Below are 14,254 nucleotides of genomic sequence, written 5' to 3' on the forward strand. Positions count from 1 at the left end.
TCGGCGGACGCCAGAAGCTTGCTCTGTCACCGGAATGGCTTCCCTTCACCATCGATCACCTATGCGATCGCACATCTAAAACGTCGCCTGGACTCTCGGCTACACGGGGTATCGGAAAAATCCTGCGTGACGGTACCGCAAATATCTCATCAATTTCGGTGCAGTGGCAATTTCGCAGTTTCACCGTACACACCATTGGGTATAGCCGACTGGCCAGTTTGTTACACAGCTCATACGCAGGTCATACGCAGGGCGAACAACATTCGAGCGGACGCGAGATTTTCACATTCACCCGACACGCCTCCTCGACACCGAACTCCGCATCCGTGACGTTTCGCCCGGCGCATACGACAGAACCGGAGACCGCGAACGCGGCCTCCGGTTCTCGACGATTGCGCCCGAGGGCGGTTACCAGGCAGTAGCCCTTGCCGGGCGGCGAACCTGCTCCTGCTCCCCCATCGAGGGATCCTGCACGCGGGTGTTGCCCGCTTCGATCCATTGGGTGTCGGCCACGCCGTGGCGGGAACGGTCGGTGCCGCGCACCGCCGACTCGCAGCGCCGGGCAAGGTCCCGGCGATCCGGGCCGGGCTGTTCGAGCGGCTCGAGCACGATCTCGGCGATCATGCCCTTACTGCGCAGCACCCGCTTCGCGGAATCGGCGAAGGTGTCGGTGCCGACGAAACCCGGCACGGTGCACGGCATTCCGTCGCTGTCCAGGTAGCGCAGACGCACCGGCTGGACCGGGGTGGCGGTATCGACGGCGGCCTGGAACATGGCGGGCCGCATCGAGCCGTAGGCCCGGCCACACCACGTGGTGCCTTCGGGGAAGACCACGATCCGGTTACCGGAGGACAGCCGATCCGCCACCTGCCCGACCACGCCGGGCAGTTCGCGCAGTCGCGCCCGCTCGATCGGGATGACGCGAGTGAGCTTTGCCAGTTTGCCGAGCAGCGGCCATTCGACCATGTCGGCACGGGCGACGAAGCTGACCGGCTGCACCGCGGCCAGCGTCACCACATCCGCCCAGCCGATGTGCCCGGCCACGATCATCACCGCGGTGCCCGTGTCGGCGAAGCCCTCCGCCGAGGCGCCCTGTTCGGGCGAGCGGTTGTCGATGATGCGCAACCGCATCCCGAGGCAACCCAGTGCCGCCCTGGCGTAGCGGCGCTGCACCTGCTCACGCCGCGACTTCGGGGTGGCCATGGTCAGCACCGGGAAGCTGAGCACCAGTCCGGCGATGCCGGCCAGGCGAGCGAACATCCTGGCGGTGCCGACCTCGTCGATCGGCTCGATGCAGCCGGACCCACAGGGGCTCGACGGCATCCACGAATGAGAGTGAGTTGCGAGCGGCGCGTCGAACACCATGGGTTTACTTCCCGTCGAAATTGGCGGCCGCGCTCTGCAGCCGCTCCAGGTACCGGGTGTTGATGGTTTCCATGCCGAGCAGCGCGACGAAGTCGGCGACGGCGAAATCGGGGTCGTGGGCAGGTTCGCCGCAGATCTCGGCGCCGAGTCGCAGGTAGCCGCGCAGCAGCGGCGGCATCTTGGGACGGCTCGGCGGGGTCATCTGATCGAGGGAGAGCCCGTCGACGACGACCGGGTTGTGCGGGTGCACGCGACGCTCGGGGTCGCAGGCGTGGCGGCCGAGGAGCTGGTCGCGCACGCCGCGCACGTTGACTCCGGCCGGATCGGTGGGCGAATCCTGCATCGGCACCGACACGCAGCCCATCACCCAGTCGTAGCCGGTGAGCTGGATGTAGTGCAGGATGCCCGCCCACATCAGGGTGAGCACCGAGCCGTTGCGGTGATCGGGCACCACACAGGCGCGGCCCATCTCGACGATCCGGTGACCGGTGGGATCGAGCTGGGTCAGATCGAACTCGGTGGCGGTGTAGTAGCCACCCGCCGCGTCGACCTTGTCCGGCGGCAGCATGCGGTAGCAGCCGACGAACTGTTCGGAGAACTCGTCGCGAACCAGCAGGTGGTCGCAGTGCACGTCGAACTTGTCGGCATCGAGGCCGGTGGCGTTCTCTGGCATCTGAAAGCCGGGTTCGGAGGCGAACACCTGGTAGCGCAGACGCTGCGCGGCTTCTCGGTGCTCGGCATCAGACGCGACGACCAAGGAGTACCGAGATTTCCCCACCCCGGAGTCCGGCGCCGGGGCGGTCAACACGGACGAAATTGTCATACTGCTGATGAAGCCAGTCCGAGCTGGCATCGGAGCGACGCTTCAGTGTCGTGTCGATGCCCGTTCGGTGAACGAGATGGGAGTCACACCGGACGTTCACCGAGCCGCTGCCAATCGTTCGCCCACCTGCGGGTTTCTAGCCGAACACGGGCGATTTCGGCGCTGAACCCGGTTCGCGATCGTGTATTTCGAGCGTTGCGGAACGCACGATCGGCCCACCGATTCCTCGGTGGGCCGATCTGTCGACACGCTCAGGCGGCGGTGCGTTCCTCGCCGGTCGACTCGGCCTTCGCGGCCTGGGTCCGCGGGATCTCGGCGCGGTCGGCTTCGTCGAAGCCGGGGCGCGCGGTCCCGATGAACGCGACCAGCCACCCCGCCACCGCGGCGAAGCGGTTGCGGAAGCCGACCAGGTACATCAGGTGCACGGCCAGCCACATCGCCCAGGCGATGGTGCCCTTGAAGGTGATGCGTTCGTTGAGCTTCACCACCGCGCTGAAGCGGCTGATCACGGCCATGCTGCCCTTGTCCCAGTAGACGAACGGCGTGCCCGCGTCCTTCTTGCGACGGATGATGTCGGCGGCGTGGCGGCCTTCCTGCATGGCGACCGGCGACTGGCCGGGGTAGCCGTTGAGCGAGGTCATGTCGCCGATGGCGTAGATGTCGGCGTGGCCGCCGACGGTGAGGTCGGGGTTGATCAGGATCCGGCCCGCGCGATCGGTCTCGGCACCGGTGGCCTCGGCCAGCAGCGTCGCGAAACCGCCGACCTGCACGCCCGCCGACCAGACCACGGTCTCGGCGGCGATCCGGCGCTCCATGCCCTCTTTGTCCTTGACCGTCACCTTGCCCTCTTCGATATCGGTGACGAAGGTGCCGAGCAGCACCTCTACGCCGCTGTCGGTGAGCGAGCGCTTCGCGTATTCCGAGAGCCCACCGCCGAAGGGCGGTAGCACCTCACCGGCGCCCTCGACCAGGGTCACCGAAACCTGCTGGTGGAAGTGCCTCTTCGCGAGTTCCTTGATCTGGCCGGCCACCTCGACGCCGGTCGCGCCCGCGCCGACCACCACGAAGCTGAGCAGCTTGTGCCTGGTGACCTCGTCGGCGCCATCCGCCAGGGCGAACACGTGGGCGATCTGATCGCGCAGGCGCTGGGCGTCGTCGATGGTCTTGAGCGAGTAGGTCTTCTCGGCGAAGTCGTCGCGGCCGAAGTAGCTCTGGCTGGCGCCGGTGGCGGCGATCAGCGAGGCGTAGGCGATCTGCCGGGGGCCATCGGCGGTCTCGTAGGTGAGGACCGCGTTGTCGGCGTCGATTCCGGTGACCTTGCCGAGGCGGACGTCGATCTCGGGGTGGCGGCGCAGTACGTTCTTGATCGGCGGCGCGATCTCCTCGGGCGCGAGCACGCCGGTCGCCACCTGGTAGAGCAGTGGCTGGAACAAGTGTTCGGGCGTGCTCGAGATCAGCACGACACCGACTCGTGACTTGGCCAGTTGCTTGGCTGCGGCCAGGCCACCGAAGCCCGAGCCGACGATGACGACATCTGTGTGTTCCATGATCACTCGCTCCAAGATCGCGTTCCAGATCGGTAATAAGTCCTTTCCTATGAGTAAACGCGATGCGGAACGTAGATGTTTCCACTGCCTGGGCGCATAATAAAGATGACTCTTATCTGTATGACTAATAAATGGGAGGTACCTGGTGGAACTTCGACAGTTGGCCTACTTCGTGGCCGTCTGCGAGGAGCTCAGTTTCAGCCGCGCGGCCAACCGCTGCTTCATCTCCCAATCCGCGATCAGCCATCAGATCGCGAGACTCGAACGTGACCTCGGCGCGCAACTGTTCGAGCGCACCACTCGCGCCGTCGTCCCCACCGACGCGACCCTGCGGCTGCTGCCACTGGCCAAGCAGATGCTGAGTCTGGAATCGGCGATCCGCGCCGCCGTGCGTACCACCGGACCGCGCATTCGCCTGGCCGCCAACATGTCGTTCGCCGCGCCCGCGCTGTCGGCGATCGCCACCGCCCGGTCCGCGCACCCCGACGCCGAGATCGAGTACGTGATCAAACCGTTCCGGCAGCGGATCACGGCGGTGGCCGACGGTGACTGCGATCTGGCGCTGATCCGCGGCAGTGTCGACCAGCCCGGTCTCGCGGTGGAACAGCTGTGGGTCGAGGACCTGGTGATCGCCATCTCGAGCAGTCATCCGCTGGCCGAACGCGGCGCGGTCACCCTCGCCGATCTGAGCCCCTATCCCCTGCTGCTCCCACCCGAACAGGAACAGGTGTTATTGCACACACTGATCCGCTCGGCCTTCGCCGACCTCCCGACCGGCCCCACTTTCGGCCCGCCGATCCCGCCCGACCACACCGCCACGATGGAGCTGCTCAACCGCCCCGAGTCCTGGACCATCCTCTACGAGGGACCGACCAAGGGCCTGCTCACCCTCGACCTCACCGACCATCGCTTGCGCATCCCGGTGTCGGCCGTCCTGCGCGAGGACGCCCGCGAGAATCCGATCGTGCGGACTCTGCTGGATGCCCTGCACCACTGACTCCGGGTCGGCTCCCGAAGCCGCAACGCTACGGGTGGCCCGTCATCGCCAGCGGTGCGCGCGCAATGCCTTGCGATAGAGGATCCAGCGCCCTGTCGAGGGGGCCGCCGCGCAGCCGATCAGACCAGCCGCGATCAAGAACCCCACCGACGCACCGGCGGTCCCGAGGTAGACCTCCTCGACGGTAGCGGCGATGACGCAGCCGAGCGCATACAGCAGGACGGGAGCCGTCACGATCATCGCCATCACCCTGCCTGCCGTCCTGCCCTGCAGTAGCAACACCCCGGCGGCGGTTCCGAAAACGCCGGCGAAGCCGAGAAGCGCGATGGCGATCGCGTTGCCGTCCGTGTTGAGCCCGTTGCTGCCTGCCTGACGTGTCAAGAAGGCCACAAAGACGGTGAGGCACAGCAGAACTACACCGATCAGGAGTGCACCGATTCCGGCGGTCATGGCTGTCCCGCGCGACGGCGCGCGTCCGGTCGGCGCGGCCTGCTGCCACGGCTGCGCGAAGGCGGCGGGCGCGAGTCGCGGATCGGCCACCAGGGCACCGGGTCCCGGCTGCTGCCATGCCCGATTGTCGAACTGTTCGGGCCATTGCCCCTGGCCCGGCTGCTGCCCGTGACCGATAGAGCCGTGCCGCTGTTGCGCGGGATCGGCCCACGGTCGGTGTCCGTGTTCGCCCGAGCCGTGCCGCTGGCGCGCAGGGTCGGTCCACGGCTGGCGCACGGTCGGCGCGGCGACATGCCTACCCTCCAGCGCATCCCGGATCGCATCGGTGAATTCCGTGGCACTGCCGAATCTCTCGTCACGTCGCTTGGCCATCGCGCGGGTGATGACGCTGTCGACCGCGGGCGGCAGATCGGTTCTGACCGTGGTGAGTCGCGGTACCGGCTGCGACAGGTGGCCCGCGACCACCTGGCCGGGATTGGTGGCGGTGTAAGGCGGGTGGCCGGCGTACATCGCGAACAGGGTGCAGGCCAGTGAGTACTGGTCACTGCGGTGGTCGACGATCTCGCCGGAGAGTTGTTCAGGTGAGGCGTAGGCGAGGGTGGCGGTGAAGGTGCCGGTTGCCGTGAGTTGGGTGTTGGCGGTGGTGACCCGCGCGATCCCGAAATCGGTGAGTACCGCACGGATCTCGCGACCGTGTTCGGGATCGGCGATCAGGATATTGCCCGGCTTCACGTCGCGGTGCAGGACGCCGTGCCGATTGGCGTAATCGAGTGCCGAGGCCGTCTCGCCGATCAGACGCGCGGTGATCGCGGGCTCGTGCGCGTGCGAATCCCAAGTCGCGGCGTCGGTTCCGCGGATGACCTGCATCGCGATCCACAGGTACCCGTCGTCGCTGCCGCGGTCGTACACCCCGACGATGCTCGGATGATCCAGCTGCGCAACGACATCGGCTTCCCGTTCGAACCGCCGCTGCAATTCCTGATCAGCCGTGAACTCCCGGTTCAGCAGCTTGAGCGCGACACTGCGCGGCAGCCGCGGATGCCTGGCGAGGTAGACGGTCCCCATCCCGCCATGTCCCAGCACACCTTCCACCTGGTACCCAGCGAAATCCGCCCCCGCCTGCAGCACAACCGCTCCTCACTGTCCCCACTCGCAGATCGCACGCTACTCGTGTCCCCCTCGTTCGACCATAGCCCGCGCCCGGGAACAGCGTCAGGGGCGAACGGGCCGATCCAGCGGTGCGTCGACCAAGGCATGCGCCACGGCGGTATGCAACGTGAGCATGTCGTCGTCCTCGTCGTCGATCGCCCACCCCATCTCGTCCACGGCTCGCACCATGGCCCAGCCACGGGCTCGATCGGGGTCCACACCCAGTTCCGCGGCGGTGGCGGTCACGACAGCGTTCGCGTGTTCTCGCGTCGGATTCGACTGGATCTGGATCATGAGCAGGAAGCCCGCGTCGAAGGCGGCCTCACCGAGGCAGGGTTTGGGGTCGATCAGCAACCATGGTTCACGTTCGGCGGCAACGATATTGCCGAGATGGGTGTCGCGGTTGACGATCAGCAAGGGTCCGTCCGGCTCCGCCAGCGCGCTGCACCAGTGGTCGACTCGACTGCGCAGCTGGTCCGAAAGCAGTTCGGCCAATTCCGAATCCGGCTCATCGAGCCGCTCACGAAGTCCGGCGACGATCTCGGTGGCCGAGGGAAACGGCGGAAAGCCGTCCGGCACCGTGGTGAGCGGTCGCCGCAGCCGGCGGTACAGCCCACACGCGAACGCGACCTTCTCCGCGTTCTCCGGTCGCCCCTCTAGACTCGGAAACCCCGGCTGGTTCAGCAATTCCGTACCGGGACGCGCCCATTCGAGCAGCATCGCACCGCTGGCATGGTCGAAGTCGAGCAGCCGGACAGCCCCGTCACCCGCGTAGACGTACAACGCGGTGGCCTCGGCAAGGTTCTCCTCGTCCACCATCGGCACCTTCAACACCGCCCACGACCCATCCGCCCGTTGCGCGGCCGCCACATAGGCATGGGTGCCGCCCCGAAACGGCGCGGAAAACCCAGACAACCCCCACCGCGCCGCCAAACCCGCCACCACGCCGGGCAATCCATCGATCCACCGCACCCCGGCCTGCCCGAACACCTCCCGGACCGTCTCCTCGACCTCGTCCGGCAACACCACAGTTCCCAACGACATCAGCCCAGCCTGCCGACCCCGACCACACAGGTCAAACACCAGGGCAATCGGATGTCGCCGAGCTCGCGGAAGACCGCTAGACAAACCCTTTATCGACGAGCTCGAACCCGTCCGGACGCACCCGATGTCGCTCGCCCGAGCCGCCGGCCACCCGACACCAGCTTTCGACGATCAGTTCATCGGCGTCGGGAGCGAAGGTGATCGAGAAGCCGCCGTACATCCCGGGGATCGGACACCACATGACCGCCGCTGGGTATTCGAGGAGAGGGCCGACCTGCGGCGTGCGGATGCGATGTTCCCGGCACAGGTCGAGCACGCGACCGTAGATCACCGCTTGCAGTTGGGATTCGAGCTGGGCGACAGTGGTTTCGGAGGTCTCGCGCACCAACTCGGGTACCAACAGCGCCGAGAGATGATCGTTGCCGCGAGCTGCCGCGATATCCGCAGGCGTCTGATCATCGGCAGTCCGGAGTGTGCGCCATGCGCCGAAAGCCAACAGCCGCTTCACCACCGACTCAGGCGCGCCCAACCAGGCCGCCTGATGGAGCGGAGCGAATAGCGAAGAACCCCCTACCCTGACCGCGTTGACTCGGTTGTCACCCGCGACCAGGCCGAAGACCGCCTCCCAATCACCGACCTTCGCCGCATCGGCCAGCCTGTCGCGGAGATCCAACCCGTTCTCGTTGTGGGACTTACGGTTGTTCAGTCCCAGCCACATCAACTGCACGGCGTCAGTCTAGTGAGCAGGACTCCTGCACCGCGATGCCGTTACGTGCACCTCGCCGACAGCGCTGCGCACATCAGAGGGTCAATGCAGACCAGGGGATCTCGATCGTCGGCACAAACACCAACGGCCCGCGAAGCCTGTCTGCGCTGGCGCAGGTACAGGTTTCGCGGGCCGAGATCAACTCAACCGGGTGGCGATCAGCCCTTGTGGGACTTCACGGCCTCGGTCAGCTGCGGGGAGACGTTGAACAGGTCGCCCACGATGCCGTAGTCGGCGATCTCGAAGATGGGTGCTTCTTCGTCCTTGTTGACAGCGACGATCGTCTTCGAGGTCTGCATGCCGGCCCGGTGCTGGATGGCGCCGGAGATGCCGAGGGCGATGTAGAGCTGGGGAGAGACGGTCTTGCCGGTCTGACCCACCTGGAACTGGCCCGGGTAGTAGCCCGAGTCGACGGCGGCACGCGAGGCGCCGACAGCGGCACCCAGCGAGTCGGCCAGCGCCTCGACGACCGAGAAGTTGTCGGCGGAACCGACACCGCGGCCACCGGAGACGACAATGCTCGCCTCGGTGAGTTCGGGGCGGTCGCCACCGACGATCGGGTCACGCGAGACGACCTTCACGACGCCGTCTTCCTGCGCCGGAACCTCGACGACGACCTGCTCGCCCGCACCGGCCTGCGGAGCGGCCTCGATGGCACCCGGACGGATCGAGATCACCGGCAGGTCGCCGGTGGCCTTGGCCTCGACGGTGAACGCGCCACCGAAGATGGAGTGCACGACCGAACCGTCGGCGTTGACGCCGATGACGTCGACGAGCAGACCGGAGCCGATGCGCGCGGCAAGGCGGCCCGACACCTCCTTGCCCTCGGCGGTGGCGGCGACCAGCACGGCGGCCGGTGCGGCGGACTCGGCCAGACCGGCGAGCACGTCGACCTTCGGGGTGACCAGGAAGCCTTCGATGTCGTCGGACTCGGCGACATAGATCTTCTCGGCGCCACTGGCGGCCAGCGCGGCGGCCAGCTTGTCGGCGGTACCGGCCGGGCCGGTGACGACGGCGGCGGGCTCGCCCAGCGTGCGGGCGGCGGTGAGCAGTTCGGTGCTGACCTTCTTCACGGCACCGTCGGCGTGCTCGATGAGCACAAGTACTTCAGCCATTAGTTCTTTCTCCTAGAAAATCGTGGCAGTCTCGGCGCCGGATCAGATGATCTTCTGACCGATGAGGTAGGACGCGATCTGGTTGCCGCCCTCGCCCTCGTCCGCGATCTTCTCGCCCGCGGTGCGAGCCGGCTTCGGGGTGGCACCGGTGACCTGGGTGCCCGCGTTGGCGACACCGACGGTCTCCGGGTCGACGCCCAGGTCAGCCAGGGTGAAGACCAGAACTTCCTTCTTCTTCGCGGCCATGATGCCCTTGAAGGAGGGGAAGCGAGGCTCGTTGATCTTCTCGGTGACCGAGACGATCGCAGGCAGGGACGCCTCGAGCTTGAAGACACCTTCGTCGGTCTCCCGCTCGCCGGTGATCTTGTCGCCGTCGACGGTGAGCTTGCGCAGGTGCGTCAGCTGCGGGATGCCGATGTACTCCGCGATGATCGCGGGCACGGCACCTGCGCGGCCGTCGGTGGCCTCGTTACCGGCGATGACCAGCTCGACACCCTCGACCTGGCCGAGCGCGGCGGCCAGCACGTAGGCGGTCTGCACGGCGTCGGAGCCGTGGATCGCCGGGTCGTTGATGTGGATGGCCTTGTCGGCGCCCATGGACAGCGCCTTGCGGATGGCCTCGTTGGCGCGGTCGGGACCGGCGGCCAGCACGGTGACCTCGCCGCCCTGGGCCTCCTTGATCAGCAGCGCTTCCTCGACGGCGCGCTCGTTGATCTCGTCGAGGACCGCGTCGGCAGCCTCGCGATCGAGGGTGTAGTCACCATCGGTCAGCTTGCGCTCGGACCAGGTGTCGGGGACCTGCTTGATGAGTACGACGATGTTCGGCATCGGTCTTCGTCGACCTCCTTCTGGGGACACGTGTGTGGTGGGGCCGCACGAGCTCAGCCGTACGTCCGTGTGAGATATCTAGCTCAGATCGGAACACTACCCTACGCTAAGTTACTCGTGGGTAACCTACCTGCGCAAGAGGTCCCTGACTCCTGCGTGAACCGGCGGTACCAGTAACCTCGGAGCAATGAGCGAGGCTGTGATCCCTGCCGCACCCGTGGCCGCAACACATGAACCACTGCCGTTGACCGGCGAGCGGACGGTGCCCGGCATCGCCGAGGAGAACTACTGGTTCCGTCGGCACGAGATCGCCTATGCCCGCCTGCTCGACCGATGCACCGACAAGATCGTGCTGGAGGCGGGTTCGGGCGAAGGCTACGGCGCCGACATGATCGCGGGCGTCGCCCGGCGTGTCACCGGTGTGGACTACGACGAGGGCGCCGTCGCGCATGTGCGCGCGCGCTACCCCCGCGTGGAGATGATCCAGGGCAACCTCGCCGCGCTGCCCCTCGATGACGAGTCCGTCGATGTCGTGGTGAACTTCCAGGTCATCGAACACCTCTGGGACCAGGCACAATTCCTGCGCGAATGCCTGCGCGTGCTGCGCCCCGGCGGAGTGCTGCTGATCAGCACGCCGAACCGGATCACCTTCTCCCCCGGTCGCGACACCCCCCTCAATCCGTTCCACACCCGCGAACTCAACGGGGCCGAGCTGACCGAATTGCTCGTCGATGCCGGGTTCACCGTCGCCGAGATGCTCGGCGTGCACCACGGCGCGAACCTGAAAGCGTTGGACGCCAAGCACGGTGGGTCGTTCATCGACGCCCAGATCGAGCGCGCGCTGGCCGGTGAGCCGTGGCCCGCCGACCTCACCGCCGACGTCGCCGCCGTCACCATCGACGATTTCGACCTGCGTGAAGGCGATATCGACGCGAGCCTGGACTTGGTCGCGATCGCCGAAAAGGCAACGCGTTGACCGATTCCCGCTCCGCCGTGCCGGGCCAGTTCACGCTGGTACTGCACTCCCACTTGCCCTGGCTCGCCCATCACGGGCGCTGGCCGGTCGGCGAGGAATGGCTCTACCAGTCCTGGGCCGCGTCGTACCTGCCGCTGGTCCGGGTGCTGAAAAATCTTGCCGCCGAAGGACGTTCGCATCTGCTGAGCCTCGGCATCACGCCCGTGCTCGCCGCGCAGCTCGACGATCCGCACTGCCTCGCGGGCATGCATCATTGGCTGGGCAACTGGCAGTTGCGCGCCGACGAGGCGTCGATGTCGGGAAACGTGGCGCTGGGCCATCACGAACATCGGCTCGCCGCAACAGCTCTGGCCGATTTCGAACAGAACTGGCAGCACGGCGGTTCGCCGGTGTGGCGTTCGCTGATCGACGCCGACGCGATCGAACTGCTCGGCGGACCGCTGGCGCACCCGTTCCAGCCGCTGCTCGACCCACGCCTGCGCCAGTTCCAGCTCACCGAAGGCCTCGCCGACGCGGGACTGCGCTGGGGCACCACGCCGACAGGCATCTGGGCACCCGAATGCGGCTACACCCCCGGCATGGAACGGGGTTACGACGCCGCGGGCATCACCCACTTCATGGTCGACGGTCCGTCGCTGCGCGGCGACACCTCGCTCGGCAGGCCGGTGCGCGATTCCGAGGTTGTCGCCTTCGGGCGCGACCTGGCCGTGAGTTACCGGGTCTGGTCGCCGAAACAGGGCTACCCCGGCCAGAGCGCCTACCGTGATTTCCACCACTACGACCACGCGACCGGGCTCAAACCCTCACGTGTCACCGGCAAAACCGTCGACGGTCCTGACAAGGCCCCTTACGATCCGGAATTGGCGGCCGAGGCGGTCACCCGCGATGTCGCCGACTTCGTCGAAACGGTCCGCGCCCGGCTGATCGAGGAGTCCGCGCGAATCGGCAGGCCCGCCCTCGTGGTGGCCGCGTTCGACACCGAACTGTTCGGGCACTGGTGGCACGAAGGGCCGCAGTGGCTGGAGCAGGTCCTGCGTGCGCTGCCCGAAGCGGGCGTGAACGTCGGCACCCTCGCTGACGCCCGCGAGAACGGCTTCGTCGGCGAACCCGTGCAGCTCAACGACTCCTCGTGGGGTTCGGGCAAGGACTGGCGGGTGTGGGCGGGCGACCAGGTCGCCGACCTCGTCGAGCTCAACGCCGACATCGTTCGCCTGGCGCTGGACACCCTCGACAAGGTGCGCCGCGACGGCTCCCTGCGCGATCCGGTCGCCGATCAGTTGCTGCGTGAGGCGATTCTCACGGTGTCCAGCGACTGGGCGTTCATGGTCAGCAAGGACTCCGCCGCCGGGTACGCCCGCGACCGGGCCCACGAACACGCGCACGCCGTCCGCGAGCTCGCCGAGGCGATCGGCGCCGGACAGTTCGCCAAAGCGACCCGTCTCGCGGCAGGATGGGCGATGGCCGACGGATTCTTCCCTGGTCTGGACGCGCGGCGGTTGCCGACCGCTGTCCCGTCGGCCGCCGCTGAAGGATCCGTATGAAGATTTTGATGGTGTCGTGGGAGTACCCGCCGGTTGTGGTCGGTGGGCTCGGTCGGCATGTGCATCACCTGGCCGTCGAGCTGGCCGCGGCCGGTCACGAGGTCGTCGTCCTGGCACGCCGACCTACGGGGACCGATTCGGTCACCCATCCCACGCACTCCTACATCGCCGACGGCGTGCTCGTCGTCGCGGTGGCCGAGGACCCGCCGTGCTTCGACTTCGGCGAGGACATGCTCGCCTGGACCCTTGCCATGGGGCACGCGATGGTGCGGGCCGGGGTGGCACTGGGCAAGCCCGGCGTCGGCGAGGGCTGGACGCCGGATGTGGTGCACGCGCACGACTGGCTCGTCGCGCACCCCTCCATCGCGCTCGCCGAGTACTACGACGTGCCGCTCGTCTCGACGATCCACGCCACCGAGGCCGGGCGGCACAGTGGCTGGGTGTCGGGCCGGGTCAACAAGCAGGTCCACTCGGTCGAGTGGTGGCTGACCAACGAATCCGATCAGCTCATCACCTGCTCGACCTCCATGCAGGACGAAGTCGAACGACTCTACGGTCCGGAGCTGGCCCCGATCACGGTGATCCGCAACGGTATCGACGTCGGCTCGTGGACCTTCCGTCCGCGCGCGCCGCGCTCCGGCCCGCCGCGACTGCTCTATGTCGGCCGCCTCGAGTACGAGAAGGGCGTGCAGGACGCGATCGCCGCGCTGCCCCGCATCCGCCGCGCCCACCCCGGCACCACCCTCACCGTCGCCGGCGTGGGCACCCAGTTCGAGTGGCTGCGTGAGCGCGCCCGCGTGCACCGCGTCGCCCGCGCCGTCCACTTCGTCGGCAGCCTCGGTCACGAGGAACTCCTCGGCTGGCTGCACGGCGCCGACGCCATCGTCCTGCCCAGCCGCTACGAACCCTTCGGCATCGTCGCCCTCGAGGCCGCCGCCGCGGGCGTCCCCCTGATCGCCTCCACCGCGGGCGGCCTCGGCGAAGCCGTCATCGACGGCGTCACCGGCGCCTCCTTCGCCCCCGCCGACATCGACGGCCTGGTAGACGCCACCCGAGCCGTCCTCGACGACCCGGCCACCGCCCAGGCCCGCGCCCGCACAGCCCGGGAACGCCTCACCGCCGACTTCGCCTGGGACGTGGTAGCCGCCGAAACCGCCCAGGTCTACACCGCCGCCAAACGCCGGGTCCGCACCTCCCTCGGCCGCCCCGACATCGTGGAAAGACCCCTGCCGGAACGGGATCCGAAGTAGGGCCGATCCCGATGAACGCCCGGTGGACTGTCGAACCCGCCGAACCGCACACGCCGGAGGCCGCCGTACTCCTCCGGCTCTATTTGGCCGAAATGATAAGCCTGCCTATCTTCCTCGGTGGCGCGCGTTCCGAGGAGACACACTGAGCCATCGGGCGATTCGGTCTGGTTGCAGAAGACGAAGTCGGCATCGGATCCGACGCGCCGGTCGGCGCCGAGTAGCAGCGCGGAGGCGTCGACCTCGATGTCGACATGGGCAGGCACTGGGTCAGCGGCCCCGAAACAGGCAGATGTCGCTCCGGAGCCGGTCGAGTAGTCCGATGACCGCTCAGCGGATTGCAGGATTCCGGGCAGTTCACCCGTGATGGGCGAGGTGGGGGCGACGGTTCGGATCTAGGGTCGCG

At 67.4% G+C, this 14,254-nt stretch carries 13 protein-coding genes; 4 read left to right on the forward strand and 9 right to left on the reverse strand.

Annotated elements, in window-relative coordinates; genetic code table 11:
- Positions 1-408: 408 nt before the first annotated feature.
- From ACFWPK_RS01620 to ACFWPK_RS01630, 3 genes are all read right to left on the reverse strand, one after another.
- Entirely contained in the window at positions 409-1,323 is a 915-nt protein-coding gene (locus ACFWPK_RS01620; RefSeq protein ID WP_378912586.1) for a lysophospholipid acyltransferase family protein, read from the reverse strand.
- Positions 1,324-1,369: 46 nt separating this feature from the next.
- A complete protein-coding gene (locus ACFWPK_RS01625) occupies positions 1,370-2,188 on the reverse strand; it encodes a GNAT family N-acetyltransferase (protein WP_378912587.1) in 819 nt (272 codons plus the stop codon).
- A gap of 251 nt (positions 2,189-2,439) precedes the next feature.
- Positions 2,440-3,735 (reverse strand): NAD(P)/FAD-dependent oxidoreductase, encoded by a 1,296-nt coding sequence (locus ACFWPK_RS01630; protein WP_378912589.1) that lies wholly within the window; start codon positions 3,733-3,735, stop codon positions 2,440-2,442.
- A gap of 145 nt (positions 3,736-3,880) precedes the next feature.
- Between ACFWPK_RS01630 and ACFWPK_RS01635 the strand changes: the two genes are divergently transcribed.
- Entirely contained in the window at positions 3,881-4,732 is an 852-nt protein-coding gene (locus ACFWPK_RS01635) for a LysR family transcriptional regulator (RefSeq protein WP_378912590.1), read from the forward strand.
- A 42-nt stretch (positions 4,733-4,774) separates the two neighbouring features.
- Here ACFWPK_RS01635 and ACFWPK_RS01640 read toward each other — a convergent pair whose 3' ends face one another.
- The 5 genes from ACFWPK_RS01640 to ACFWPK_RS01660 form a co-directional block, all read right to left on the reverse strand.
- Entirely contained in the window at positions 4,775-6,310 is a 1,536-nt protein-coding gene (locus ACFWPK_RS01640) for a protein kinase (RefSeq protein WP_378912591.1), read from the reverse strand.
- 84 nt (positions 6,311-6,394) lie between these two features.
- Entirely contained in the window at positions 6,395-7,375 is a 981-nt protein-coding gene (locus ACFWPK_RS01645; RefSeq protein ID WP_378912592.1) for an aminoglycoside phosphotransferase family protein, read from the reverse strand.
- Positions 7,376-7,451: 76 nt separating this feature from the next.
- Positions 7,452-8,102, reverse strand: a complete 651-nt coding sequence (locus tag ACFWPK_RS01650; RefSeq protein ID WP_378912593.1) for a hypothetical protein — start codon at positions 8,100-8,102, stop codon at positions 7,452-7,454.
- 197 nt (positions 8,103-8,299) lie between these two features.
- Positions 8,300-9,256 carry an electron transfer flavoprotein subunit alpha/FixB family protein gene (locus ACFWPK_RS01655; RefSeq protein WP_378912594.1) on the reverse strand — a complete coding sequence of 319 codons (957 nt, stop codon included), beginning with the start codon at positions 9,254-9,256 and terminating at the stop codon, positions 8,300-8,302.
- Positions 9,257-9,298: 42 nt separating this feature from the next.
- Entirely contained in the window at positions 9,299-10,084 is a 786-nt protein-coding gene (locus ACFWPK_RS01660; protein ID WP_067449214.1) for an electron transfer flavoprotein subunit beta/FixA family protein, read from the reverse strand.
- 187 nt (positions 10,085-10,271) lie between these two features.
- Here ACFWPK_RS01660 and ACFWPK_RS01665 point away from each other — a divergent pair, with 187 nt between their 5' ends.
- The 3 genes from ACFWPK_RS01665 to ACFWPK_RS01675 are packed head-to-tail and all read left to right on the forward strand — an operon-like array spanning position 10,272 to position 13,851.
- Complete coding sequence (locus tag ACFWPK_RS01665) at positions 10,272-11,060, forward strand: class I SAM-dependent methyltransferase (RefSeq protein WP_378912595.1); 789 nt, start codon at positions 10,272-10,274, stop codon at positions 11,058-11,060.
- Positions 11,057-12,601, forward strand: coding sequence for a 1,4-alpha-glucan branching protein domain-containing protein (locus ACFWPK_RS01670; protein ID WP_378912596.1), 1,545 nt, complete (start codon positions 11,057-11,059; stop codon positions 12,599-12,601). The genes ACFWPK_RS01665 and ACFWPK_RS01670 overlap by 4 nt, the downstream gene beginning before the upstream one ends.
- Complete coding sequence (locus ACFWPK_RS01675; protein WP_378912597.1) at positions 12,598-13,851, forward strand: glycosyltransferase family 4 protein; 1,254 nt, start codon at positions 12,598-12,600, stop codon at positions 13,849-13,851. The genes ACFWPK_RS01670 and ACFWPK_RS01675 overlap by 4 nt, the downstream gene beginning before the upstream one ends.
- On the opposite strand, the gene ACFWPK_RS01680 is transcribed toward ACFWPK_RS01675, so the two are convergent.
- Positions 13,764-14,114, reverse strand: coding sequence for a TerD family protein (locus tag ACFWPK_RS01680; protein ID WP_378912598.1), 351 nt, complete (start codon positions 14,112-14,114; stop codon positions 13,764-13,766). The genes ACFWPK_RS01675 and ACFWPK_RS01680 overlap by 88 nt on opposite strands.
- Positions 14,115-14,254 lie beyond the last annotated feature (140 nt).

The sequence above is a fragment of the Nocardia sp. NPDC058519 genome, assembly GCF_042719755.1.
Taxonomy (GTDB): Bacteria; Actinomycetota; Actinomycetes; order Mycobacteriales; family Mycobacteriaceae; genus Nocardia.

Coding starts and splice junctions, on each gene's coding strand:
- ACFWPK_RS01630 (WP_378912589.1), bottom strand. CDS start 3,735: ATGGAACACACAGATGTCGTCATCGTCGGCTCGGGCTTCGGTGGCCTG.
- ACFWPK_RS01660 (WP_067449214.1), bottom strand. CDS start 10,084: ATGCCGAACATCGTCGTACTCATCAAGCAGGTCCCCGACACCTGGTCC.
- ACFWPK_RS01645 (WP_378912592.1), bottom strand. CDS start 7,375: ATGTCGTTGGGAACTGTGGTGTTGCCGGACGAGGTCGAGGAGACGGTC.
- ACFWPK_RS01620 (WP_378912586.1), bottom strand. CDS start 1,323: ATGCCGTCGAGCCCCTGTGGGTCCGGCTGCATCGAGCCGATCGACGAG.
- ACFWPK_RS01665 (WP_378912595.1), top strand. CDS start 10,272: ATGAGCGAGGCTGTGATCCCTGCCGCACCCGTGGCCGCAACACATGAA.
- ACFWPK_RS01675 (WP_378912597.1), top strand. CDS start 12,598: ATGAAGATTTTGATGGTGTCGTGGGAGTACCCGCCGGTTGTGGTCGGT.
- ACFWPK_RS01655 (WP_378912594.1), bottom strand. CDS start 9,256: ATGGCTGAAGTACTTGTGCTCATCGAGCACGCCGACGGTGCCGTGAAG.
- ACFWPK_RS01625 (WP_378912587.1), bottom strand. CDS start 2,188: ATGACAATTTCGTCCGTGTTGACCGCCCCGGCGCCGGACTCCGGGGTG.